This window comes from Chitinophaga oryziterrae, from assembly GCF_009758125.1.
Lineage (GTDB): Bacteria > Bacteroidota > Bacteroidia > Chitinophagales > Chitinophagaceae > Chitinophaga > Chitinophaga oryziterrae.
Map to the genome: position 1 here is coordinate 248896 of NZ_WRXO01000011.1, position 24683 is coordinate 273578.

Sequence of the window (24683 nt, forward strand, 5' to 3'; positions counted from 1 at the left end):
ATTAATAACGATAAGACAGTGGCATAAATGCGTCATCATCCCACAACTTTGTAATCTTATAATAGATCTCTACACCCGTTCCATAATTACTGCCTGTGCGAATCTGTAAATCATAATTACGGGTACTGCCTACCCAGCGTAAACGGATCCTGTTCCAGCAGAAACCGTAGTAAGCAGAAGTATGGCGTATCTTACCCCTGGATTTGCCAAACGCGGTCAATGCTATTGCATGTGTGATCGCAAACTTCCCCGAGCCTTTAAGCCCTGTCCTTGCCATCACTTCAAAGGCACTGCAATTATTCAGTCCTTTTACAATAGAATGCCAGTGTCCGTTTGCTTCTACTGTACCGGAGAGGTACGTACCCACTCTTCCCTCCATTCCTACAAAACCATTTACATCCAGTGCATGATCAGGATCGCATGTCTTCCCGATTCCCATACTACCGTCCGTGTGGAAGAAAAAACTCTTATCGTCATTTTCATCCGGAGAGGCAGACGACTGGAATCGCAAGGCTGCCTTTTCCCTTTCATCTTTTTCTATCAGGAAAAAAGGTTTCAGGTCGTCATTGGTTTTGTAAAAAGATACCAGTCTTTTTGAATTACCCAATGCAGCTACCAACATACCATTCTCCTCATCTTTCGAAAAACCGTCTTCCTGTTTATTGATAGTAGAATCTATGAGATGTGCAAAATGTTGTTCTGTGGGTAATCTGCCATTCTTAAAATGTTCTTTCAACTCTTCACGACCAAATATTTTCTGGTTATTTTTAGTTCCCATAACTATTTATTTTGAATGTATTGTTAAGGTGATCATTTCTCCGGTCGCATCCGCTTTAGCATCTGCCTGTTTATGTGAAGCAGATCTGTCATGAACGATAATCATCTCCTCTCCTGTTATGACGCTGTCTATACCCATTGGCTGCGGATCGCGGTACTTCTTTTCATCTATCACTGTAATCAGGTGATGGGTAGCAGGGATCAGCACCGATTCGGGCATAGAGCCTTCTATAAACTCAATATCTTCTACTGCCGTATCCTTTATACAGTTGATATAATTTCCTGTAAGCGGATCTTTCTCCCGGAAAAAATGGACAATAGAAAATGCGGTGACATAGGTAACATAGGGTAGCTTCTTGATAAAATTCATCATCTCTGATTTATATAATACACTCCCTATTTTCACTTGTGAGGTAGCATCAAATAACCAGGGGTTCAGGTATTTCCTGATATCTTCCTGCAGGAGGCTGAGGTAATAATTGTTATCTGTGCTACTGCGGCTGTTACCAAAATGTACATCACAAATCACCTTCACTCTTTCATACACAGGATTATGTACCGCAATCTTCATGAAGTCGGGCAGCAGCTCTTCCAGGTATTCCTTAATGCGGTATAATGCGGCAAGGTCTGCGCGGGGTTCCTCTATTAAACTATTCTGTATCTTAGGTACCACTACCAGTTGAAGGTCGGTTTCGGCCAGCATGTCCGAGTTTACCCCGGGATCATTGCCCATGCATTTGGCAATGTAGATTTCGGGGAATTGTTCCAGCACCAGTTGTATGATATCTATGCCTAATACCGGTCGTTTTTTATGGCGTAAGCGTTCACTTACACGTACATAATATTCTTCCATTGTTTCGGCAGATCTTCCCCCGAAAGAAGGGAACAACTGCCAGATTTTCTGTACTCCCCGTATCTCTGTCTGTGCAGATTTTATTGTTAAGGGAGCTATGTTTGTAACGGTAGTTATATTTTCTATCTGCCTGCCGGCAATACCTGCATTCATAAAGATACCCTTTACCATCGGGCGGGTATCCAGGGAATATACCGACGATAAATTGATCCACTGTAAAGTGGGGTCCAGGCGTGTGTTGCCATAACTGTTTATCACAGGCATCTTTAAATTAATAATGCCACTGCTGATGAAATGATGGGTAGAATCAGCGATCACCTGTGTTTTATCAAAGGGGACCCATTTGTCATTATGCAGGTAATTCCATTGCAGCTCCAGTACGTTGCCGGTAGTATGGGTATAGTGTTTATCTTCCAGTTGGAATAATAAAGAGATCTGATCATTCGGTTGCAGGTTATCAAACCCTATATAAAGGTTAGAACGGCCTTCGAACTGTGGCAGTAAGGAGAACGTGCCATATCCGGCAGCAGGATATGCCTGTCTGAATCCAAAGGGATAAAGATGGAATAACTGGATACCATTTCCATCATTGTTCTCTTTATCTGCCTTTAATATCTCTGCCTGTTCCAGTGTATAATCCAGGGTAATGGATTTTACCATGGGTGTATAAGGTATATTAGGCAGCGGACGTTTTTTTACCCATCTGCCTGCATTATGTGTCACTACTTCAGGGAATAACTGTGTATACAGGCGTTGCCCGAATGCTTCATTCGGGGCTGCCAGTTCCAGTCTTACCATGCCTTCTGTCTGCGCATTATAATCTTCCTTTGCCAGTAATGGAAAGTTGTTGAATAATAACTGCTGAAAGTCTGCCTGTTTTATGCTGGTACTGCTATTTAAAAAGATCCTTCCGTCAGCGTCCCGATAGGTTTCAAAGAGCGACAGCACTTTATCCGGTCTGATATAACCATTCGTGATACTTATTTTGAAAGAGCTGTTGGTAATGCCTGCACCATAAGCGGCGTAATATGCATCAAATCCGTTTTCTGTATTGGGCAGGTCCAGCCATTCTATATCTATATTAAAATCTTTCGTATAGCGGTTGAAGATATTGCTGTTCCTTATATCCAGATAAGTACCTACTACAGGCTGCGGCCCGAATATCTGGAAAGGGTTTTCTGCACTTAACGGGCCTACGTTGTTATATAATCTTACTGACCTGAATTCTTTTACATTGGCATTAATGGCAATCCTTTCTACGATCAGCGATTGCATAAAAGAAAAAGCATTGTGAAAACTGAAATTGTTTAATAACAGTCTTATCAGCGGTTGTTTGGTTTCATAGTTATCACCATGTAACAGTGGGCTATATATGTTAAAAGCTGGTGCTGCAGATTCAAGTGTAATGTTGATATTAATGCATCTGTTAGTGGCTTCCAGCCCGATCTTCACGGTATGACGGGGGATGTCTTCCCATCCGGCTACGCCTGTATAGGAAATAATAAAGGCAGCGGCCAGCAACTCATTTAGTATCGTTTCTTCCCTTCGTTCTTTTACGCTGGCATAATTCCGGATATACGCCTGCATATGTTCAAAGGAAATGCTTTCAAAGTAGATAGAGAGTACGATCGTTCTGTTGCCTTCTGTAAGATATAATACCGGGGATGCAATGATGAAACCCAAATTGGCCTCTTCCATCGTGCGCTCGTTATCCGGTAGTTCGTGCTGGTCTTCCCCTGCCAGCGCCCATGCTTTTACGGGCTGGCTTTCCGGCAGATAAGCAGCTGCGGGCAGTACGTCATGGGAAGCGGCATATACCTGCGCTTCCATGATATCCGATTGTCTCAGATTATGGGCGGAGATCTGCTTATAATCGCTGATGAAAACGGTCTTTAAAGCCTTGATCTTTGCCTGGCTGAGCCTCAGTTCATTTGTTAAACGGAAGCTGGTATTTCCTGCAGGGAACAGGGTACCCTCCGGAATAACAACCGGCAGTGTTTGCGGTAAGGCATCTATACACAGGTGTACCTGGTCTGGTATGGCTGGTCTTAACTGTATACCCAGTACATTCCTGTAATAGTAATTCAGGTGTCTTTCGGTAAAATGGTTCAGATGCTGCTGCATATGACCATACAGCCCCGTAAATGCTTTTATCAGCCCTATATGTGGCTGATGAAGGAAAGGGGTAGTTTTCCTGTCGAGATATTGTTTGGCAGCGCTGGATACCTGGTAAAACTGGGACCTTAGTGCAGTATATATATCATTGAGCGACTGATACCCCAGGAAGATGTTCTCTGTATCTTCCTGTTTTGATTTTTCGTATGCCTCTTCGAATAATTCTTTTAGTAATTTATCGGTATGTGATGTGCGTAAATCGAATTTATGATGGAAAAGCTGACTAGCCTGTTTTTCGTAAATTAATAAGCGATATACATATCCGGAAAGGTTTTCCGAAATATGCTCATCATATTCACCGGTTTCCCGGTTATGATCTGCTATTCTTACCTGGTTCAGTTTCTCCTGCAGCAACAAAGCTATCTCATAGATCATGTTGAAGAAGATACTGAGTACAGGACGCAGGTCCGCATCATTTTCTGCTATCTGCAACTGCTCCTGTATGTGCAGGTATTTATCCTGGTAATGCGTGAAATCGAGCCGGGAGATAGTCAATAGAACTATCTGCAGATCTGCCGAGAAAAACTCTCTCCAGTCGCCTTCTTTGTCGTTATATAGATTATAGAAATTAAACTGTCCTGCTATCTCTGATAAAAAAAGCAAAAGATCATCCTGTGTCCGCTCATCTATTCTCAGATTAGCAGGCATTAATGTATCCAGTCGTCGTTCCGACTGGCTTACCCCATCCCGCGTATGATCAAAGAAAGTCTTCATGTCGCCTCACTGTATGGCAGTATGTTTGGTGTCGAAATATTGGTCCCTTCCAGGAAATAGAAAGGATAGACCATATTATGACGGGTATTGGTAATGATGATCGTATAATTCAGTTGTAAGTGTATCATGCCGCGTAAATCGTCCTGCATGAGTAAAGCCACATCAATGAGGTTGATCCTTGGTTCATAATTCAGCAGTGCATGGTAAATGATGTGATTCAGTTCACTGATGAGAATAGAATCTACTTTTTCAAATACCAGCTTTTTCAGATCGCAGCCGAAATCAGGTTGCATAATACGTTCTCCAGGGATGGTCCCCAGGATGATGCGGATGCTTTCCTCTATGTCTGCTATACTTTCAGATAGCAGGGCGGTGTTACCTACTTTGGTAAATGCCGGAGGAAAACTCCAGCCGGTTCCCAGGAATGAATTTATTTCCATCTGTTAATTTATCCTCCTATTAATACGGTGGGGCAACCTAATGCAATATTGCCACCATGTGCGGTGGTATCTCCCATTCGTGCTGCCGGTTTACCTCCTATCATCACAGTGGCCGATCCTTTGACGATACTATCCGGCGGACCTACACATACACACATATCTCCCATTACAGCGGCTGGTAATTTGCCTATTAAAACAGTAGGTGCACCCGGACCAATAACCGGTCCGCCTACATGTGGTATAGGGGGTATTCCCGGATCTAGCATCGGACATACATGCATATCCGTTAATCTTGCTGCTGGTGCTCCCATAGTTTTATCGTTTTAATTGATCATTACTATTCCTCCTTTGATCACTGTCTGCCCCGATGCAGATAATTCAGCAGAGGCGGTGCCTTTTGCTGTTAAAGCCATCTGGGCAGTCTGTTTTATATTCATGCCGGTCAGTTCCAGGTCTTGTGTAGCTTTCACACTCACTTTACCTGTCGCTTCCATATTAATATTACCGGTAGCTTTAATGGTGATATCTTTAGGACTATCCATCGTAATCCCGCTATCGCTCATTTTAAAGCTGTTACTATTCTGATCTTTTATCTCGATAGATTTACCGTCATCACTTAATGTAATCGTATTATTTCCGGGTGTAGTAATCTTGATGATCTTCTTATCATCATCAAAATTGATCTGCAATTTACTGCGGGTATAAATCGCTTTTATATTATTCTTCTCATCCGCCTGTGTAACCGGAGGAACATTGCTTTTACTATATAAAGAGCCCAATACTACCGGGAAGCGGGGATCATTCTCCAGGAAACCGAGTATCACCTCATCTCCTACTTCCGGACAAAACACTGCACCGGCAGTGGACGTAGCATAGTAGCTGGCCAGCCTGGCCCAGATACCTTTCTGATCGGTTGCATTAGACGCCGGTTTCACCTGTATGCGGTATTCAGAACCCGGGTCTTCAGATATCTTCACCACTTTCGCGATCTGCAAACCCTGTATAGCAGGCATCTGCCCGTTGGCAGGTGGATAGGAAAACTGTTCCTTTTCGAAAATGGGTTTGTCGTTCAGTCCAAAACGGACGGTGGTCGTCCACTCTCCATCATCCATTTTATGGTTTACAGCACTTACAAAGGCACTACCATTAAAGCGGGCACCTACCCCTGCCAGTTCTATGATTTTCCCTGGTTTGGGTAAGGCATTACCGATGAAAGACACACGGCCTTTCATAGCGCCCATACGCAGGCGAAGCAGGCTGCTATCTGCCCATGCCTTCAACTGGTCTTTCGGCAGCGGCGCTGTGGAGATCAGCTTTAATGCTTTCTGGTCCAGTTTGCCCGACAAGGTTTTAGCACTGAGATTACCTTGTTCATTCACCGTAGGTTCTGCCGCGCTTGAAGTGATAAGGGCCAGCGTTTGCGGGTCCCAGGCAGCCGCTTCTAAAGACGGCGGTTGTTTTTCCGCACTCAGTTCTGCATTGAACGTGATAATGGATTCCCCTAAGGCAACCCGCAATACAGCCTCTGCGTCCAATACCGGTTTGCCTACAATTACTTTATCATCCTCCAGGGTGGTGATATAACCGTTAAACGCCGCACGGGCCAGAATAAAGTCCCAGTCAGTCGCCGACTTCTGGAACATCAGTTCCTGTTGTCCGGTGGTACTGTCTACCGTAGCCGTAAGGCCATAGGTACCAATTATTTTTGTGATGATATCACTATCCGTAGCATCTGTGAATTCGCTTTCAAGTTTGTTATAGGTCATTTTTACAGCGGAATGTTTACAGGTCACTACCAGTTGAAAAGTGGTACCCCCGCTGATGCGGACTGCCTGTTTTACGATTACGCCTTTAAATATGGAGACTTCTGTATCCTCTCCATAACCTGCTGTGATGGTGATGGCATTACCGGGGAGGAAATCGGTGCTGTCACTTCCTGGTAACTTTCCCGTATCTCCCTCATCAGCAGGATCATCCGTGCCATCTGTAAACACGATTTCCGCATAGGAGATCTTGTTTACTTCAAGGGTGATATCCACTGATATAATGGGATATTTATCCTGTATAGCATTGCCTTCTACTAAAATTGTAAGCCTTAAAGTAGCATCTGCAATATTCAACGGCGACGGTGCTGGCATTATGCTTTCTTTAAAGGTGGAAAATAGAGCTGATCTCCTGGTTTGATTGCATGGATGCTGCTTAGGCTATTGATCCTGGCCACTTCCATGTAATAAGAGGAGTCGCCGTAAATGCGGTAAGTCATCAACGGCAGGGTATCACCGGCTTTCACGGTACGAACATGCGTGAGATCGGGAGAACTCTTCTGGGCTTCCAGTACTTTGGTCACAAAAGACTTCGTTTCTATAAATTCGATCTTCACTTCTGCCCTAAGTGCGGAGCCGTCCGGATTAAAGAGTTTATACGTTACCGAGATCTTCTCACATACACCGGTAAATACCACCGATCCCCAGGTCACCTTCAGGTAATTGGGGCGGTGCATAGTACCCTGAAAGTTATAGACAAGACCTCTCAGTTTGGCGATGTAGGCATCTACTGTCAGGCTGTCGGGGATGGGTATGATACCGGTACCATCCACCAGCAGGTCCAGTGTGAAGTTTGTTGGCTCCATACCGCTAAAGATCTGGGTCACACCACTCCTGTCCTTCTCTTTGGAAGTATTATATTTTACAGCGTATGTTTTCGAATACGTAGAGGGATTCATCATTGCTTTGATAGATCCCAGCAGTTGTTTGGTACAGGCGCTGTCCTTGTAGGCCTCGATCAGTAATTTAACAAGCTCTCCCATATATTATCGCTCATCAGTATTATCTATCCTTTGCAGGATGTTTTCCATACATTCTTTTACTATGCTGGCTTTTAATGCCTGCAAATAATTTTCATCAGGCATTTGTGTGCGCTGCGTTGTATTGCTTTCAATAGTGACTTTGATCACCAGTTCACGGATCTCAAGTGGCATAAGTACTACATTTTTTGCTCAAAGAAACTGTATGCCAGTTCCAGTGTTTCCACCATAATCTCTCCTTCTTTCATTGATTTCAAACCAGACATTTCCAGTTTTACCGGATATGCATTGCTGAATACCCATACGGAAATAGGCTGCCCCTGATCATTCAGCAGAAGCACTTCCACTGTTTTAGGGGTAAATGTAAACGAAGTAAGGCTGGTCTGTGCCCATGAGATGAGGCCGGAGCCCACCACCATACCGCGTTTCAGTGACAGGTTCTTATATTTAGGAGGGTTGGGGAACCGGTGTGGAAACCGGTTCTCCCCTCCTTCCTGCTTATCATCTGGTGTGATACTAACGGAAATGCCGCTCACTTCCATGAAGCTGCCTTCCTGTTCACCTGAAACGCCTGAAATAATTACTTTGAAATAAAATCCAAGTGGTGGAAAATAATTACCCAGTGCGTCCATAGATATTAACTTTGAGTCAGACCTTCGTGAGCCAGTTCCATGGTTTCCACAGCCACTTCATTTGCATCAGACTTCATATCTGTTACCGTGATTTTGGAAGGGAACGCATTCTTCAGGGTCCAGCTCATGGCAATGCCCTGAGATTCGTCCAGTAAACTGATTACGATGGTAGAACGTTTGTAGGTATTCATTTTGATGCCGCCGTATTTCTCCCACAGGGCTTTATCTCCTTTAAAGATGCCCTTCTTGAGTGTAATATTGGAGAACTTCTGAATGCCGGGCATTTTAACCGTTGAATATACCGGGCTGCTGCCGCCACGGTATTCGATCACCTGTGTTTCTGATGATAAACCGGTTACTTCCTGGAATATCAGCTCAGCACCATCCCACATTACTTTGAATGAGAACTTAACTAGTGGCCATACCGTTTGTGACTGGCTTGCTCCGTCATCTGGCATAATTTTAAATTTTAAGGGTCTATAATAGTGTTAAATTAAGATTGTTGCATCATCTGCTGGAACGTGATGACGATGAACTCTGCAGGGCGTACTACCGCTACCTTCACAGAGATCAGCATTTTTCCTTCCAGGATGTCCTGTGGGGTCATGGTAGCGCCTAAACCGATCTGCACATCATACGCCTGCTCAGGGGCGGCACCTGCCAGCGCACCTTGTTTCCACAGGTTATTGAGGAAGTTATCGATCATGCTTTTTACCGTTACCCAGGTAGTGCTGTCGTTTGGCTCAAATACATAAGCACGTGTAGCCAGCTTGATGGATTGCTCCAGCATGATCAGCGTACGGCGTACGTTTACATAACACCAGTCGAGGCTATTACCGTCCAGTGTTCTGCCACCCCATACCAGGGTACCGATACCGGGGAAAGGTCTGATCACATTGATAGATTTACCTGCCATTACATCCACGTTCAGCTGTTTCTGCTCATCGTGAGAAATGTTGACAGCGGGCGCATTTACCATGTTGATAGATACGTTGGCGGGAGATTTCCATACACCGCGACTGCTATCCACCAGTGTGTACAATCCTGCGATGGCGCCACTTGGGGGTAAGTCATTTATTTTAGAACGTACTTCTTCGATGATAGTAGAATAAATAGGACTAGCCGCCTTCAGTGATTGGTGGAAGTTCTTTTTATCATTGGCATCGGGAGTGGCAATTGCCTTGTACGCTGTAATGATCTTCGTTGCTGTGTCATCTGTTAACAAGGTAGCCAGGTCTGCATCCAGGTTTTCAAAGCTCACTTCACTTGGCTGTACTATCGCCGTTTTTAACCACGGATAATAAGCAGCGCCATAGTTCAGGGAAGTAGTACCTATAGCCGTACGGAAGTCGGCCACTACAGTGTCTGTAGTTTGTGTGGAAGACTGCTGCTCCAGGTCGAAGATCCCGAAACGGCTCTGTGTTTTAGCACAATGGTTCAACACCTGGGTATATACCGCATAGGCGTCTTTACCGAGTGCGATCACATCAGGGATGACGATCAGGGTAGGTTCAAATTCCTTTTCCAGGATAGTGAACACATTGGGTTTAACCCCATCCGCAGAACCAACAAAGTCTTCTGCACTGGCAACGATACCATCCGGTTTACCTTCATAGGTATCTACAGACAGGATGTAGCAGTTGCTACCACCATTGGCATAAAACAAACGTACACTGTTGAACAGGAACAGCTTATGACCGTCCTTGATCTTCAGTATTTTGTCTTTACCATCCACCTTGAACATTTCTGCTTTTGCATCAGTAGCAGCAGCATCTGTAACAGTGAATTTGGGGTGAAATGCACCACCGAAATTCTCCAGGAATTCGGCAAAGGAAGTGATGCGGGTGGGCTTGTGTGACAAGGGTTTTCCGAATCTTTCAGCTTTTTCAGTATAGCCGATAAAAACGGGGACCGCTGTTTCCACGGCGACCACTGAACTGGGGAAGGCGTTTTTTTCCTCTATATAAACGCCGGGAGTCATAAGTGTTGAAGCCATAGCTATACAGTTTAGTAATTAGTATAAAAAGATTTCTGAGAATAGTTCTGAATTGCCTGTGACAGCCGTAGATATCCTGCTGATATCCGGCGTTGGTAACGCGGAAATAACGACTTTGGAATTATCTACAAGTTGAAACGTATATTTATTTTTAAGTGTTAGTTCAAGAGGGATATCGGATGTAAACATATACAAGCCTGTCTTTCCTGGCAGGTCGACGGGTACAGGTGGTCCGAACTGTACTTTGCCTGTGGCATCTATGATGGCAGGTTCTGAGAGGGATGTCAGGTTCTCACTCATCAGGAAATAGCGCCACCGTATGGCCCTTGATGCAAACCTTATTTCATAGCCTGTTTCCAGATCGGGTGTTAACTCCAGTACAATACGGCCAAAAGGTTTAATGAAAAACCTGTCCGTCGGTTTCAGATGATATACATCTGCACCCGAAACTAACGCTTCATGATGTAATGTACCGGCAGTGTGTGGCTGACTGTTGCCAAACAACAAAAAACTTTTCCTGATGTCCACCTGGCTGAAATCAGTATAGTTATAAAATAAGGGATCTTCCATGTTCAGATCGAATGTCAGCGTCAGTTTTTCACGCAGCAGTTCCTGCCTGTCGCATACATCCGTATCAAACAGCAGCAGGAAACCATTGGCTTGCTGACGCAGTAACAATGAATGGCGGCGCATGTCCATAGCAGTCTGTGACGGCACTTTTACGGCAATGCGATCAAATGTTCTTTCAGCAAAAAATACATGACGGAAGTAAACGGCCGTCAAAGTATCATGTCCCATTTTTTGTATACTTTATAAAGGGGTATTATCAGCAGAAGAAGCCCTCACAATAGGTCTGTATTCTTTGATAATACTTTCGTCAAACGTAAGCATGCGCATTTTATACACCACCGATGGCATGTATTTGGCGCCAAGCGTAGCCCAGATATTATTCATCTTTTCAGTGCCCATGCTTTCCATTTCAAACGTCAGTTTATCGATCCGGGAATCAAGTGATGGCGTATTGGCTTGTGTGAGTACACTGCCAGACTGGAAATAAGCAATAATAAAAGAAATGAAGCGCAGGGCTTCAGGATAGTTATTACTGCTGAAGTAAGCAGAGAACAAGATATAGAGATTGATGCACACCGGCGGCATTGTATTACCTGAAAAGCGACCTGCTCCTACTTTTCCTAATGCTTCTTTTTCAATGTTGATAAGCGTAACCAGCACTTTGTTCTCTCCCTGAATGGCAACAGTACCGTCCTGGTTAATGATACCAGACAGTACGACCTTCTCTTCATTAATGTGCAGCTGCCTGCTGAAATGTTTGTTAATCTCTTCAGTGATGCAGGCAAGGGTTTCGTAGATCATTTAAGATAAAAGCATGAGCAGTGTGGCAGCAATAAAGCATAAAATGCCTTACCAGTTGCTTTACCGGCGTTGTTTTAATACCATGGTGTGTATAAATCTTCTTGTAGTTAGTTATCTCTAGGGCTCTATGTTAAATCTTTACATAAGGTATGAAGCTATTGGTAAATAGTGTTTTTTTAATTACGGGATATTGTCCTTGTGTCTCTAAATCTGCCCACAATATAGTGGTTAAATGAAATTATTCAAATTTTTTATTAGAAAATTTAATTCTATATTTTTTGTAACTAATTACTACTATTGCTATTCGAACAGCACAACTTATTACTCTTATGCATCCCTACCTTAGAGGTTATTTATTGCTTATTGCTTTATTTATATGTACAAGTATTTGTACAGCAACGCCGGTTTCTTTCCAGGCGCCTAAGCTCAAAATGCCTAAGGATACTGCTGTTAAAACAAAATTGCTAAAGAAGATAATAACAGCCCTGCAATTCAGGGCTAATGTACGTGCCAAACAAAAAGAACGTATCGTTACCATCATTAACGGGGTCTTTGCAGACTCTATGATCGTGACCGCAAAAGACATTGCTCACCTGAATGAAGAATTATCCCGGCAGGAAAACCAGCATTTCGATTCATTACGGTCACTTATACACGCGATTTCCATACATGCAGATGATAGTGTAGATGTAGTTCCTCCTGCCCCTTCTGAAAATAAAAGTATTTCGGAAAGTGAGTTCAATGCGCTGGTCAGTAAGATCATTCCCATCCTCCAGCAAAAAGATAAAGAGAAGGACGAAACCAATGATACGGCAAGACAGGAGAAACTAAAAAGGATACAGGCCTTTTTTAACAGACCACCCGGGCAGATCGATACCTTACGTATAAGCGAAAACGTTGGACGTAGGTATATCCTTCACCTGGGGGATAGTGCTTCGGTGACCGGCATCCATCCCTTCTGGATGGGCGATAAATATCTCAACTACAACTTTGCAGCGTTAAGTACCCTGTCCTTTTACGGATTAACAGCAGATGGTACTACCGGTCAGATTAAAAAGATGTACGACCCTGCTGCGTTAAAAGTATTGGCAGCTGCCCAGCAGGCTAACTGTAACACCACCTTTACCCTGTATAATCCAGGTAACCTGCTGGACCACGAACCGGCTCAGTTATTATATATTGATTCCCTGTTGCCTGTCATGCAACAGCATAATGTGGGCGGCATCAATATCTGGTTCGGGGAGCTCCCTCATCACGACAGAGAAGCCTTCACCCGCTTTGTTTCCCTGATGGTACATTATCTCCGCAGAGATAATAACCGGCGCTACCAGATATCGGTGACTATACCTTCCAATGATAATGAACTGGCGTATGATCTGCGTGCTATGGATACCCTGGTAGACCATTTCATTATCGACTTTACCCAGCCGGATAAAAAGACCGCAGGAGCTACTGCCCCATTAAAAGGAAATGCTGCAAGGGCATTGCAACCGGTCATCGCCCGGTATCTGAACCTGAATATTGCCCCCAGGAAATTTATCGCACTTTTATCTTACCAGGGTACTATCTGGAAGGTGGGCCGTAACGGCGTTGCGAATTCTTATGGTGGTACTATCTCCTATAATGATATTAAAAAACGTTTTCCTTCCGATACCGCTGTATTTTATGATGAAGTAGCTGCTGCAGCTATCCTGGAAGAAAAGAAAGACAATGGAGAGGTCTCCTCACAGATCTGGTTCGATGATGCCACTACCCTGGATATCAAATATGATTATATCAAGGGACAGGGATTAGGCGGTGTGGCCATCTGGCCACTGGGAGCAGATGATGGGTATTCGGAACTATGGGAAGGACTGGCAGACAAATTTATCAGTATAGATACTACTTTCATAGATACGGTTCCGTTAGTAGATCAACCCGCTCCTCCCCTTACTTTTTGGGAAAGAATCGTAAGACGGTTTCACATAGAGAGGGACGCTATTATACGTTTGTCCAGAAATCCATGCAGTGTAAAATCCGATGAGTACAAGAGTGATGATTACGTGACATGGATCACCATCTTCTTTACACTGATAACCATTGCCGCAGGACTTTTTTATGCTTACCAGGTACGTATGCAAAGGCTTACCCCAATGCTGCGGAAAAGATTACTGTGGTTGTTTATCGGGTTGTTATTATTCACTTTCTTCTGTGCGGTAGCGACTGTGTTCCTGAGTAAGCATGTTCCCTGGTTAGGCGTTACAGACGACCCTGACGGTTGCAAACCTATTAGCTTATCCGTAGTGGTGATCGTTTTCTTTAGCGGGGTTGGATTGGGTATGCTGATTATGCGCCTTTTTGTGTTTCCGGGGTTATCAAAAGAGGAAAAGCCATAGTATCATTTTTGGTAGTACCTCAGTTTGAATATTATACCAGATGTTGTTGATCATAAATACACTGCATCTGACTGTTTAGTTCTCTGATTTAGCTTTGGAATATGGGTTCAGGATCTGTTTTTCAATTTAACTTCACCTAATATTCACGTCAGATAAGGTGTATTTATGATCAACAACATCTGGCGCGAAGATTAAAGCAGGTCGCAGAGGAATGTTTACGAAGTATACCTGGTTTGGTATTCCGTTGAATTAATTTAATCCTGTACAGGATGGTCCCTTTTCCATCTTGAAGAAAAGTAGGTCGACCAGTCTTTGATGTATAAATAGTATTCGTAGTCGGTTTCAAAGCTTTGCAACATCTCGTAGGTAGGTCTGTATTGCTGCATAAATGTATCGAGGGCAGGTGGCTGTAATCCTGTTATCTTCTTTACCAGTGCCTTATTAAACCGGTGAGTCACATATTTATCCCGCTCATCTTGCTCCAGTTTTTGTCTGAAAGCTTCCATTCTCTTCATCTTTCTTATACTGAGCAGCAGATCGAGGTTGACACCTGCTCCCGCCCCATTGCTGGCATTTGCCAGGAAATCCGGGGCATAGTTGAACACTTTTTTGTATTCTTCCCGGTTAGCGATGGAATCCTCTTTATAGTCGTTTTGCAGTACTACAACGGTAGGTAATACCTTGATATCTACGTGAAGACTCATATCAAACGGCCTGTTAGCAGGAATTTCCTTTACCGGGAACTTCATGGTCGCCTTTCCCTGGTAGGAAAAGCTGAGGGAATCGGTATAAGGTAACCTGATGCTGTAATGCCCGGCGGAATCGGTAACGGCGCCAGCGCCGGAAGAGCCTCTTACGCTTACGCCGGCCATTCCGTATTTGGCGGAGCGTTCATATACAGTACCGCTAATTTGTACCTGTCCGGCAGCTACGAGGCGTAGCAAGACCAATACCATCAATATAACAGTCTTTTGTAGCAATTTGGTGATCCTCATTTCGTCTCAATCTAAGACAGGATGAAAACATAAGCAAGAATGCTAAAAATATTAACATTTCATGTTTTTTTATAATGCATTTTGGTAGATGTTTTCCCTTTGTTCATAGAAGAGATCAAGAGGTTGAGAGAATAATGAGGACAAAACTTTTTTATTTAAAAGGGGGATACCTATCTTTTGTGCAGATGCTCTTTGGCTGAATTTGGGTAGTGAATCAGTCTGATTGCATAATCTTCGCGCCAGATGTTTTTGCTCAATAAATACACCTTATCTGACGTGAATATCAGGTGAAGTTAAATTGAAAAACAAATCCTGAACCTATGTTCCAAAGCTACATCAGAGAACTAAACAGTCAGATGTAGTGTATTTAGGAGCAAATACATCTTCCAACCTAATCTATCCTGTCCGGAAAAGGAATAAAACAGGCATTGAACAGGATTATCCTCCGTTTATCCTCCGTCTTTTAACGGAGGATAAACGGAGGATAATCCTGTTCAAGAGCCGTTCAATTCCTGGGATATAGCTTTTATGCTAGTATTCCCCCATCTACATTAATGGAAGCACCGGTAATATAACCAGCATCTGGTCCTGCCAGGAAGCTTACCACTCCTGCTACTTCTTCCGCCGTACCATAGCGTTTAAGCGCTGTTTTGGCTTTCAGGATGTCAGCAAATTCACCTTCATCAGGGTTCATGTCTGTGTTTATAGGGCCGGGATGTACCGTATTCACGGTAATATTCCTGTGGCCCAGGTCCCATGCATACCCTCTGCCATAGGCACCGGCAGCAGCCTTTGTAGCAGCATATTCTGTCAATGTGGGTAAACCCACGGCAGACGCTACCACGGAGCCAATGATTATAATCCTGCCACCATCAGAGATCACTTTAGAAGCAGCACGCACGGCCGCAGGGATAGCCCTGATGTTGATATCTGATTGCCTGTTGTACTGATCAGCCATCTCATCTGCCTGATCAAGGGAGCCTGCAATGAAAACGGCTGCATTGTTTACCAGGATATCCAGTTTTCCAAAGGTGGATACTGTTTTGTTCACGGCATCATTAATCGCTTTCGGATCGGCGTTATCTGCCTGTATAGCTAATGCTTTAGTACCGTTTTTTTCTACCTGGGCCACAAGAGCGTTGGCTTTGTCTGCAGAGCTGATATAGGTAAATGCTACATTGGCTCCTTCCTGTGCCAGCTTCTTTACGATTGCTGCACCTATTCCCCGACTACCGCCTGTTACCAGGGCTACTTTTCCATTTAATGTTGACATTTTTGTTTATTTAAATATTAATAAATGTTATTGCCATCCACCGCCTACGGCGCGGTAGAGATCAACTCCCGCATCCAGTTGTGCTTTTTTAATACCGGCTAATTCGAGTTCGCTTTGCAGCACATTCGCCTGTGCGGTAATCACTTCCAGGTAAGTGGCCATTCCGTTCCCAAACAACTGCTGTGCATTCTGTATCGCCTGTTTTAATGTACTCACCCTTTCGGCTGTAAAAGCCTGCTGTTGCTGAAGCTTGTCTATCTTCACCAGGTTATCTGCTACTTCGCCTGCGGCTACTAAAACCGACTGACGGAAACTGATCACCGTTTGTTCTCTTCTCACTTTAGCTACCTCGTAAAGCGTGCTTAACTTCTTCTGCTGAAAAAGCGGCTGCGTTAAACTACCTGCTGCAATACCAAACAGGGATGCAGGTATCGTAAACCAGTTACTCAATTTCACTGCATCCAACCCGCCCTGTGCCGTAATGGCCAGTGAAGGGTACATGTTTGCCTTTGCATACCCCACTTCTGCATTCGCTTTCTGCAGGGCAAGTTCTGCCAGTCTCACATCTGGTCTGAGGGCTAACAGATCAGCAGGTATCCCTGCATTGAGCTTCTCTGAAACGGGCACAGAAGCCAGGTCTTTCTGGCGGTGGACCGCAGAAGGATTGATACCACTTAAAATGCTGATCGCATTTTCCTGTATAGAGATCAGTTGTTCGAACTGAGGGACAAGCGCCGCCGCGGTCAGCTTCTGGGCCTGCGCCTGCTGCACCGCGAGTAAAGTCACCTGCCCGGATTGATACTGCAATTGAATGATATTCAGCGTACTATCGTTGAGTAACACATTCTGCCTGGCTGTAGACAATTGTGCGTCCAGCATCAGCAGGTTGTAATACCCTTTTGCTACATCGCTTACAATGCGCGTTTGAATGGCCTTACGGGCCTCGTTCGTCTGTAAATAGGCAGCAAGAGCAGACGCCTTCCTGCTTCTGATTTTGCCCCATAAATCGGCTTCCCAGGATAAAGACACTGCCAGGGTATAATCCTCTACATGAGAGGAAGACAGGAACTGACTGATAGTCGCTCCGTTTAAACTGTTATCCGAGTAACGGCTGATACCGGAGGTTGCCTGTAAACCAACAGCAGGTACATTACCCAGTTTAGCCTGGCGCAGTGTTAATTCCGCTGCTTCTATATCTTTCACCGCTATCTGCAAATCGTTATTATGTTCAATCGCAGTGGCTATCAGCGTATTTAATTCCGGGTCATTAAAGAAAGAGGCCCAGGGCATCTTTCCGATACCGGCCGTATCTGCCGGGGTATCGCGGTAGGTAGCAGGTACTGCCCCTTCCGGTGTTTTTACATCTTTTGAGACCTTACAGGCTGCTAATAACAGGATGATCAGGTATGTACTTATATTTTTCATGAATGAGCTAGTGTTAATTGTGGTTTCCTGCTTATTTTTTCCTGTAATGCCTGGAAAATGACAAACAGTACCGGTATGATAACTAACCCCAGGAATACGCCTGAGATCATACCACCCGCAGCAGCAAAACTGATGGAATGATTACCCTGTGCAGCGGGTCCTGTAGCAATACTCAGCGGGAATAAACCGAAGACGAATGCGAGGGAAGTCATGATGATGGGTCTTAATCTTAACCTGGAGGCTTCCAGTGCGGATTCTATCAGTGTTTTACCTGCTCTTCTGCGCTGTACTGCAAATTCTACTATCAGGATAGCATTCTTGGCAAGTAAGCCTATCAGCATTACCAGCGCTACCTGTACATAGATGTTGTTTTCAATCCCCTTTAATCCTATCAGCGCAAATACGCCGAATATGCCTGTTGGTATCGTTAATATAACCGCCAGTGGCAGGATATAACTTTCATACTGGGCTGCAAGCAGGAAGTAGACAAATACAAGACAGAGAATAAATATGACCGTAGATTGTCCGCTGGATGAAATTTCTTCCCTCGTCTGACCAGAGAACTCATAGTTATAATCAGCGGGCAATTCTTTAGCTGCCAACTGCCTGATAGCTTCTATGGTTTCTCCTGAACTATGTCCTGGTTTTGGGATGATATTCAGGTCGATGGAGTTAAAGAGATTATAACGGGATGCTGTTTCTGATCCAAATACGCGGTTGAGTTTTACTACTGAATTCAGTGGCACCATCTGCCCTGTTTTATTTTTCACATACACACTGTTCAGGGCTTCCGGTGTTGTTTTATCAGCGGAATCTGCTGCCAGTACAACCTTATAATATTTACCGAACCGGTTGAAGTCAGACACCTGTGCCGTACCAAAATAAGACTGCATCGTTTGTAAGATGTCTTTTACACTTACGCCCAATTGGTCTGCCTTATCATCATCTACATCTATCTGGTATTGCGGATAATCCGCTTTGAAAGTGGTAAACGCCATACCAACAGATGGCAGCTTGTTTAATTTCCCAATGAAGGTATTGGCATCAGCGGAGAATTTATCCAGTTTGCCACTTGACCTGTCCTGTAATACAAGACTCAGCGCTTCCACATTACTGAAACCGGGTACGGTTGGAAAACTGAAAGCAAAGAAAGTAGCTCCCTTTATTTCATTTAAGGCGTTTTGTGTCTGTGCTATCAGCTGTGTGATCTCCTTTACCTTCCCTCTGTCTTTAGCATCTTTTAATGTCATGAACATTACACCTGCAGATGGACTGGCAGAAGCTGTCAGCAAACTGAAACCCGGAAAGTTCATCACATAACCGGTAACTTCCATGCTCTGTAGCTTTTTCTCTGCCTGTAACATCACTTCTGCCGTATGTTTTAAAGAAGTAGCAGAAGGCGTATTCACGGCTATCGCAATGAAACCCTGGTCCTCATTAGGGATAAATCCTGTAGGTGTCTTTTTTACCATCCATACCGTGGCTATCACTACTATCGTTAATCCGGCAATAGCTATCCACTTTCTGGCCAGTAAGAATTTGATCAACCCAACATACCTGTTTGTAAGACCACTAAACCCTGCATTAAAACCGGCAAAGAACCTTGCTTTAAACGTCTTTTCTGCCCCTTCTGCCGTATGATGATTCTTCAGGAATAAAGCCGCCAGCGCAGGACTTAACGTTAATGCATTCAACGCAGAGATCACGATCGCAATAGACATGGTAAAGGCAAACTGTCTGTAGAATAAACCAGTGGAACCATCCATAAACCCTACCGGTAAAAATACAGCCGCCATGACAAGTGTAATGGATATGATCGCACCTGTTATTTCATGCATCGCCTGCAACGTCGCTTCGTGTGGTGGCAGCTTTTTATGTTCCATTTTGGCATGGACGGCCTCCACCACCACTATCGCATCATCTACCACAATACCAATAGAGAGTACCAGTGCGAATAAGGTCAGCAGGTTGATCGTAAACCCAAAGACATACATGAAGAAGAAAGTACCGATAATGGCAACGGGAACGGCAATTGCAGGGATCAGGGTTGACCGTAAATCCTGCAGGAATATAAACACCACGAGGAATACCAGGATAAATGCTTCTATCAGTGTATGCACTACCTGTTCAATAGAAGCATCCAGAGATTTCTTTGTACTGTAGAAAGTGAGATAATGGATACCTGCAGGGAATTTCTTCGATGCCTTTTCCATGAATGCATTTACCGCGATCTGAACTTCATTGGAATTGGACCCTGCCAGTTGTACGATAGGCATTGCAATACCCACATGTCCGTTGATCCTTTGTTTGGTGGCATAATTATAGGATCCGAATTCTATTCTCGCTACATCCTTTAACCGTAGCACGGAACCGTCTGCATTAGACCGGATAGCGATGTTCTCATAGTCTTCCGGTTTATTCAGCTTCCCTTTGTATTTGATCACATATTCAAATGCCTCGTTACTTCTGTCGCCCAACCGGCCCGGAGCTGCTTCCAGACTCTTATCCTGTATGGCCGCACTAACTTCTGCGGGTGTAACATGGTAAGTCTCCATCTGGGCAGGTTTTAACCATACCCTCATCGAGTAATCTTTTGCGCCGCCGAATATAACGGCAGAGCCTACACCCGGGATACGTTTAATATCAGGGATCAGGTTGATGGAAGTATAATTGCTCAGGAATTTCTCATCATATTTTGTCTCATCGTCGGTATAGATACCGGTACCCATCACAATGCCGTTCTGTTGTTTGGACGTGATGATACCCTGTTGTACTACTTCGGGCGGAAGCTGGCTGGTAGCCTGGCTCACACGGTTCTGTACATTCACGGCTGCCTGATCGGGGTTAGTACCCAGTTTGAAAAACACACTGATGGCAAGCGTACCGTCATTACTGGCGATAGAACTCATGTACGTGATGTTTTCCACGCCATTGATCGCTTCTTCCAGAGACGGGGCCACGGAGCGGATAATAGTTTCCGCGTTCGCGCCCGGATAAACTGCATTCACTACAACACATGGCGGCGCAATATCAGGGAATTGTTGTAGCGGTAATTTGAGTAATCCAAGAACGCCAAGTATCACCAGTATGATAGAGATAACTGTTGCCAGTACTGGTTTATTTATAAATGTCTTAAGCATGATTATTTTTTTAAGGCCGACAATTTCTTTGCACTTTCAGGATGGATGACCATACCTTCCTGTAAACTTCCAAGGCCATCTGTAATGATCTGATCCCCCACTTTTAATCCATCTTTAACTACATAATCAGTTCCTGATCTGCCACTGATGGTAATGGGCTGTTTTGTCACCTTATTGCTGTCTGCCAGCGTAAATACGAATATCTTGTCCTGCATTTCCGTAGTAGCTGACTGAGGTACCAGTAATGCATCTTTGTGAAAAAGGCTTAACTGTATTTTACCGGTGTTGCCGGAACGAAGTAATCCCTTCGGATTAGGGAAATTGGCTCTTACAGTAATAGCGCCGGTATTTTTGTCAAACTGTCCGTCGATAATATCTATTTTACCTTGCAGCGGATAAACGGTGTTATCACCCAGTAACAGGGACACTGCAGGCAGTTGTTTTAATTTATCGTTGATGGTTTCACCGGGATATTGTTCTTTAAAGCTGACAAAGTCGTTTTCTGCCAGGGAGAAATACACATGTACATTATGTACATCAGAGAGTCTGGTGAGCGCTTCTGCATCTGCAGGGCCTACCAGGCTGCCTTTCTTTTTTTCGAGCCTGCTGATATAGCCACTCACAGGCGCTTTGATCAAAGTGTATCCCAGGTTGATCTGTGCGGTTGAAATAGAGGCTTTGGCCTGTTCTATATTTGCTTTAGCTACTTCCACGGCTGCTTTAGCTGATTTCAACTGGAACTCTGATACGATTTTGTTTTGTACCAGCGGCGTCAGCTTTTCTACTTCAAGATTAGCATTGGCCATAGCCCCTTCTGCAGCATGTAAACTGGCCAGGGCATTGTTTAACGCAGCTCTGAAGGGCTGCTCATTGATTCTGAATAAGGATTGTCCTGCCTGTACAAAGGCGCCTTCATCCACTAATACTTCTGCTAATGTTCCGCTTACCTGCGGACGGATTTCCACGTTATCCACGCCTTCTATAGAAGCCGGGTATTCCTTGTAGGTGGTCACTGTTCCTGAAGTAATACTGAGGACTGGTAACGTTGGCGGTGGTGCAGATACTGTTTGAGGGTTGGATGAACAACTGTATAATGCAACAGCGATAACTGCCAGAAAGATACTTTTCATGATAAATTTAATTTTGTTTAGGGAGGTGTAATAATTAGTCAGTGTTGTTTGTTTCCTGTTCATAAACCAATTATTAAACGAGACAACAAAACTATACATACTTGTATATTCTACAAAGAAAAAGAACCGACATATTGGTCTAAAATCTGCTTAATCAATTGATAATTATGCTATTATTAATTTATCGACATTTTTCGATGTATTGTAAAAACAGACAATGTTGACTGTTTTATAGTTTTATCGTCTATGTCAAAAAACCGACAAATTGGTATATATTTGTATTGTCTAAAACTTAGGATATGAGTAAAGGAGAAAAGACCCGGCAGTGTATTATTGAAAAAGCGGCTCCGATATTTAATGTTAAAGGAATTGCTGCTACTTCTGTAGAGGAGGTATTGCATTCAGCCAAGGTTACAAGAGGATGCCTGTACAGTCATTTTGAGACGAAGGAAGATCTGGCTGCTTCCTGTGTGGATTACCTTTTGCAGATGTCGACTGAAAACCGGGATCAGGTACTCGACAAACAGCATACGGCGAAAGATAAAATTTTCGCTTTTATGGACATGGCGAAAAACCCGTTAAAGACTTTATTTGATGGTGGATGTCCCATTGCGAATCTTTCTACAGAAGTAGATGACACCCTTCCCGCAGTGAATAAAAAAGTAAAAAAGCATATCGATAACCAGGTAGACCTGTTAACGGGCCTGCTGGAAGAAGGTATCCGTTCAGGCGAATTTTCAGCGTCCCTTATACCGGAAGAATATGCGATGAAGATGTTTACGGCAATAGAAGGCGCCAATATTATTTGTCGTGTTAAGAACTCTGTACGACCCATGCAGGTAATTATCAGGGGTTTTAAAAGGGAGCTGGAATGCTATTGTGCGAATGCACATACAAAAGAGGTGAGCCCCGAATAATTTTTCATTTTAATACTACATTAAATGACCAAATCTGAGCGCACGAAAAATTTCATCATAGAACGTATGGCTGAAATTTTTAACAAAAGAGGATATGCAGGTACAACCATGGCCGATGTAGAAATAATTACAGGTTTATCCAGGGGAGGTATATACGGTAATTTTGAGAATAAGGAAGTGATGGCGCTGGCAGTGTTTGATTATAACTTATCAAAGTTATGTAAGGCTATCAGGGATCAAATGCTTGTAGCGAATAGTTATCACGATAAGATCCTGGTATATGCAAAAGTTTATAAAGCTTTGTACGAAGATGATTTTATACTGGGTGGAAGTCCTATTTTAAATACGGCCACAGAAGCAGATGATACGAATAGTTTACTCAAAGAGAGAGCCGCAAGTGCCAGTAAGGCATGGCAGAACTGTATGATGGAGTTTATCGTGGCGGGTATTGAATCCGGAGAATTCAAAAGAGATATTGATATTGATCAGATTACCTTTTCTATATTATCATTGATAGAAGGTGGACTGATGTTATCCCGGGTGGCGAATGATCGTTCCCGTATGGACCAGATTATGAGTACCGTTGAAGGAATGATGAATAGTATACATGCATAATATTGAAAAGGCTGGTCTCATCAGACCAGCCTTTTCGTTTAAGCGTTTACGGTTATTTTCCCCGCCAGTTCTACTGCCAGTTCAGCCAGCCTGTTAGAGATCCCTACTTCATTATCGTACCAGGCTACTACTTTCACCAGGTTCCCGATATTACGGGTTAAGGTCCCATCAATAATAGACGAATGTGTATTGCCTAATATATCTGCGGATACGAATGGTTCTTCCGTGTATTCCAGTACCCCTTGCAGTGAATTAGCAGCATGGTGTCTGAACAGTTCATTAATTTCACCCGCAGAAGGCTGTTTAATAAGGTTTATAGACATATCTGCTATAGAACCATCAATCACAGGTACACGGTAAGAAAATCCGTCCAGTTTGCCTTTTAACCCAGGCAGCACATCCCCGATTGCTTTTGCAGCACCTGTAGTGGTAGGTATAATAGACTGCGTAGCGGCACGGGCTCTCCTGTAATCTTTATGCGGGCCATCCTGTAACATCTGGTCCATGGTAAATGCATGTATGGTACTCATGAAACCGGATGCGATGCCATATTCCTTTTCCAGCAGGTATAACAGCGGTGCTATACAGTTGGTGGTACAGGAAGCGGTGGACAGGATCTCATCTTCTTCCGTGATCAGTTCATCATTCACTCCTGCTACGATGGTCTTTACATTACCAGTTGCGGGAGCTGTGATCAGTACTTTCTTAGCGCCGGCATTCAGGTGCAGTTGTGCTTTGCTTCTGTCGGTAAACCGGCCGGTAGATTCTATCACAACATCTATCCCCAGTTTTTCCCAGGGTAATTTCTCAGGATCTTTTTCACTTAACAGGAGGATTGCTTTTCCATTAACAACGATGCTGTTATCCTTCTGTATGACAGTGCCCGGGAATTTTCCATGGGAGGTATCGTATTTAAAGAGGTGCGTGAGCAGTCCTGCGTCTGTGAGGTCGTTAATCGCCACCACTTCTACTTCTGGCTTATTCTGCAGGGCGCGTAAAGTCATACGGCCAATGCGGCCGAATCCATTGATTGCTACTTTCATAATTATATT

General features: G+C 43.9%; 21 protein-coding genes. 3 read left to right on the plus strand and 18 right to left on the minus strand.

Translation table 11 applies throughout. The features are described 5' to 3' along the window. Window position 1: 1 nt before the first annotated feature. The 12 genes from GO495_RS28260 to GO495_RS28315 are packed head-to-tail and all read right to left on the minus strand — an operon-like array spanning window position 2 to window position 11761. A complete protein-coding gene (locus GO495_RS28260) occupies window positions 2-778 on the minus strand; it encodes an adhesin (RefSeq protein ID WP_157303307.1) in 777 nt (258 codons plus the stop codon). 6 nt (window positions 779-784) lie between these two features. Then, window positions 785-4519: a hypothetical protein gene (locus tag GO495_RS28265; protein ID WP_157303308.1), complete on the minus strand. Its 3735-nt coding sequence runs from the start codon at window positions 4517-4519 to the stop codon at window positions 785-787. Next, on the minus strand, window positions 4516-4959 hold the full coding sequence (locus GO495_RS28270) for a GPW/gp25 family protein (protein WP_157303309.1): 444 nt from the start codon (window positions 4957-4959) through the stop codon (window positions 4516-4518). Before GO495_RS28270 ends, GO495_RS28265 begins: the two co-directional genes overlap by 4 nt. A gap of 8 nt (window positions 4960-4967) precedes the next feature. Continuing rightward, entirely contained in the window at window positions 4968-5270 is a 303-nt protein-coding gene (locus GO495_RS28275) for a PAAR domain-containing protein (RefSeq protein ID WP_157303310.1), read from the minus strand. Window positions 5271-5282: 12 nt separating this feature from the next. Next, complete coding sequence (gene vgrG / locus GO495_RS28280) at window positions 5283-7097, minus strand: type VI secretion system tip protein VgrG (protein ID WP_157303311.1); 1815 nt, start codon at window positions 7095-7097, stop codon at window positions 5283-5285. Beyond that, window positions 7097-7765, minus strand: a complete 669-nt coding sequence (locus GO495_RS28285) for a CIS tube protein (RefSeq protein WP_157303312.1) — start codon at window positions 7763-7765, stop codon at window positions 7097-7099. The genes vgrG and GO495_RS28285 overlap by 1 nt, the downstream gene beginning before the upstream one ends. A gap of 3 nt (window positions 7766-7768) precedes the next feature. Next, window positions 7769-7936, minus strand: a complete 168-nt coding sequence (locus tag GO495_RS28290) for a DUF5908 family protein (protein ID WP_157303313.1) — start codon at window positions 7934-7936, stop codon at window positions 7769-7771. A gap of 5 nt (window positions 7937-7941) precedes the next feature. Further along, window positions 7942-8394 (minus strand): phage tail protein, encoded by a 453-nt coding sequence (locus tag GO495_RS28295; protein ID WP_157303314.1) that lies wholly within the window; start codon window positions 8392-8394, stop codon window positions 7942-7944. A 5-nt stretch (window positions 8395-8399) separates the two neighbouring features. Further along, on the minus strand, window positions 8400-8852 hold the full coding sequence (locus GO495_RS28300; RefSeq protein ID WP_157303315.1) for a phage tail protein: 453 nt from the start codon (window positions 8850-8852) through the stop codon (window positions 8400-8402). A 35-nt stretch (window positions 8853-8887) separates the two neighbouring features. Further along, window positions 8888-10390, minus strand: coding sequence for a phage tail sheath family protein (locus tag GO495_RS28305; protein WP_157303316.1), 1503 nt, complete (start codon window positions 10388-10390; stop codon window positions 8888-8890). Between the two features lie 18 nt (window positions 10391-10408). Next, entirely contained in the window at window positions 10409-11188 is a 780-nt protein-coding gene (locus GO495_RS28310; protein WP_157303317.1) for a hypothetical protein, read from the minus strand. A gap of 12 nt (window positions 11189-11200) precedes the next feature. Further along, window positions 11201-11761: a Pvc16 family protein gene (locus GO495_RS28315; RefSeq protein WP_157303318.1), complete on the minus strand. Its 561-nt coding sequence runs from the start codon at window positions 11759-11761 to the stop codon at window positions 11201-11203. Window positions 11762-12090: 329 nt separating this feature from the next. Here GO495_RS28315 and GO495_RS28320 point away from each other — a divergent pair, with 329 nt between their 5' ends. Continuing rightward, the gene (locus GO495_RS28320) at window positions 12091-14136 is read left to right on the plus strand and encodes a glycoside hydrolase family 18 protein (protein ID WP_157303319.1); all 2046 of its coding nucleotides are present in this window, start codon (window positions 12091-12093) and stop codon (window positions 14134-14136) included. Window positions 14137-14390: 254 nt separating this feature from the next. On the opposite strand, the gene GO495_RS28325 is transcribed toward GO495_RS28320, so the two are convergent. From GO495_RS28325 to GO495_RS28345, 5 genes are all read right to left on the minus strand, one after another. Next, entirely contained in the window at window positions 14391-15131 is a 741-nt protein-coding gene (locus GO495_RS28325) for a peptidase associated/transthyretin-like domain-containing protein (RefSeq protein WP_157303320.1), read from the minus strand. A 526-nt stretch (window positions 15132-15657) separates the two neighbouring features. Then, window positions 15658-16404 carry an SDR family oxidoreductase gene (locus GO495_RS28330; RefSeq protein WP_157303321.1) on the minus strand — a complete coding sequence of 249 codons (747 nt, stop codon included), beginning with the start codon at window positions 16402-16404 and terminating at the stop codon, window positions 15658-15660. Between the two features lie 27 nt (window positions 16405-16431). Next, window positions 16432-17829: an efflux transporter outer membrane subunit gene (locus tag GO495_RS28335; RefSeq protein ID WP_157303322.1), complete on the minus strand. Its 1398-nt coding sequence runs from the start codon at window positions 17827-17829 to the stop codon at window positions 16432-16434. Then, on the minus strand, window positions 17826-20969 hold the full coding sequence (locus GO495_RS28340) for an efflux RND transporter permease subunit (RefSeq protein WP_157303323.1): 3144 nt from the start codon (window positions 20967-20969) through the stop codon (window positions 17826-17828). Before GO495_RS28340 ends, GO495_RS28335 begins: the two co-directional genes overlap by 4 nt. A 2-nt stretch (window positions 20970-20971) precedes the next feature. Then, window positions 20972-22099 carry an efflux RND transporter periplasmic adaptor subunit gene (locus tag GO495_RS28345; protein WP_157303324.1) on the minus strand — a complete coding sequence of 376 codons (1128 nt, stop codon included), beginning with the start codon at window positions 22097-22099 and terminating at the stop codon, window positions 20972-20974. A 299-nt stretch (window positions 22100-22398) separates the two neighbouring features. Here GO495_RS28345 and GO495_RS28350 point away from each other — a divergent pair, with 299 nt between their 5' ends. Together GO495_RS28350 and GO495_RS28355 are read left to right on the plus strand one after the other, a co-directional pair. Beyond that, window positions 22399-23016 (plus strand): TetR/AcrR family transcriptional regulator, encoded by a 618-nt coding sequence (locus tag GO495_RS28350; protein WP_157303325.1) that lies wholly within the window; start codon window positions 22399-22401, stop codon window positions 23014-23016. A gap of 24 nt (window positions 23017-23040) precedes the next feature. Further along, complete coding sequence (locus GO495_RS28355) at window positions 23041-23631, plus strand: TetR/AcrR family transcriptional regulator (protein WP_157303326.1); 591 nt, start codon at window positions 23041-23043, stop codon at window positions 23629-23631. Between the two features lie 38 nt (window positions 23632-23669). Here GO495_RS28355 and gap read toward each other — a convergent pair whose 3' ends face one another. Beyond that, window positions 23670-24674, minus strand: a complete 1005-nt coding sequence (gene gap / locus GO495_RS28360) for a type I glyceraldehyde-3-phosphate dehydrogenase (protein WP_157303327.1) — start codon at window positions 24672-24674, stop codon at window positions 23670-23672. Between the last annotated feature and the right edge of the window lie 9 nt (window positions 24675-24683).

Bases quoted from the DNA above. Each gene is read 5' to 3' on its own strand.
- GO495_RS28260 (WP_157303307.1), bottom strand. From the start codon at position 778: ATGGGAACTAAAAATAACCAGAAAATATTTGGTCGTGAAGAGTTGAAA.
- GO495_RS28265 (WP_157303308.1), bottom strand. From the start codon at position 4,519: ATGAAGACTTTCTTTGATCATACGCGGGATGGGGTAAGCCAGTCGGAA.
- GO495_RS28270 (WP_157303309.1), bottom strand. From the start codon at position 4,959: ATGGAAATAAATTCATTCCTGGGAACCGGCTGGAGTTTTCCTCCGGCA.
- GO495_RS28275 (WP_157303310.1), bottom strand. From the start codon at position 5,270: ATGGGAGCACCAGCAGCAAGATTAACGGATATGCATGTATGTCCGATG.
- vgrG (WP_157303311.1), bottom strand. From the start codon at position 7,097: ATGCCAGCACCGTCGCCGTTGAATATTGCAGATGCTACTTTAAGGCTT.
- GO495_RS28285 (WP_157303312.1), bottom strand. From the start codon at position 7,765: ATGGGAGAGCTTGTTAAATTACTGATCGAGGCCTACAAGGACAGCGCC.
- GO495_RS28290 (WP_157303313.1), bottom strand. From the start codon at position 7,936: ATGCCACTTGAGATCCGTGAACTGGTGATCAAAGTCACTATTGAAAGC.
- GO495_RS28295 (WP_157303314.1), bottom strand. From the start codon at position 8,394: ATGGACGCACTGGGTAATTATTTTCCACCACTTGGATTTTATTTCAAA.
- GO495_RS28300 (WP_157303315.1), bottom strand. From the start codon at position 8,852: ATGCCAGATGACGGAGCAAGCCAGTCACAAACGGTATGGCCACTAGTT.
- GO495_RS28305 (WP_157303316.1), bottom strand. From the start codon at position 10,390: ATGGCTTCAACACTTATGACTCCCGGCGTTTATATAGAGGAAAAAAAC.
- GO495_RS28310 (WP_157303317.1), bottom strand. From the start codon at position 11,188: ATGGGACATGATACTTTGACGGCCGTTTACTTCCGTCATGTATTTTTT.
- GO495_RS28315 (WP_157303318.1), bottom strand. From the start codon at position 11,761: ATGATCTACGAAACCCTTGCCTGCATCACTGAAGAGATTAACAAACAT.
- GO495_RS28320 (WP_157303319.1), top strand. From the start codon at position 12,091: ATGCATCCCTACCTTAGAGGTTATTTATTGCTTATTGCTTTATTTATA.
- GO495_RS28325 (WP_157303320.1), bottom strand. From the start codon at position 15,131: ATGAGGATCACCAAATTGCTACAAAAGACTGTTATATTGATGGTATTG.
- GO495_RS28330 (WP_157303321.1), bottom strand. From the start codon at position 16,404: ATGTCAACATTAAATGGAAAAGTAGCCCTGGTAACAGGCGGTAGTCGG.
- GO495_RS28335 (WP_157303322.1), bottom strand. From the start codon at position 17,829: ATGAAAAATATAAGTACATACCTGATCATCCTGTTATTAGCAGCCTGT.
- GO495_RS28340 (WP_157303323.1), bottom strand. From the start codon at position 20,969: ATGCTTAAGACATTTATAAATAAACCAGTACTGGCAACAGTTATCTCT.
- GO495_RS28345 (WP_157303324.1), bottom strand. From the start codon at position 22,099: ATGAAAAGTATCTTTCTGGCAGTTATCGCTGTTGCATTATACAGTTGT.
- GO495_RS28350 (WP_157303325.1), top strand. From the start codon at position 22,399: ATGAGTAAAGGAGAAAAGACCCGGCAGTGTATTATTGAAAAAGCGGCT.
- GO495_RS28355 (WP_157303326.1), top strand. From the start codon at position 23,041: ATGACCAAATCTGAGCGCACGAAAAATTTCATCATAGAACGTATGGCT.
- gap (WP_157303327.1), bottom strand. From the start codon at position 24,674: ATGAAAGTAGCAATCAATGGATTCGGCCGCATTGGCCGTATGACTTTA.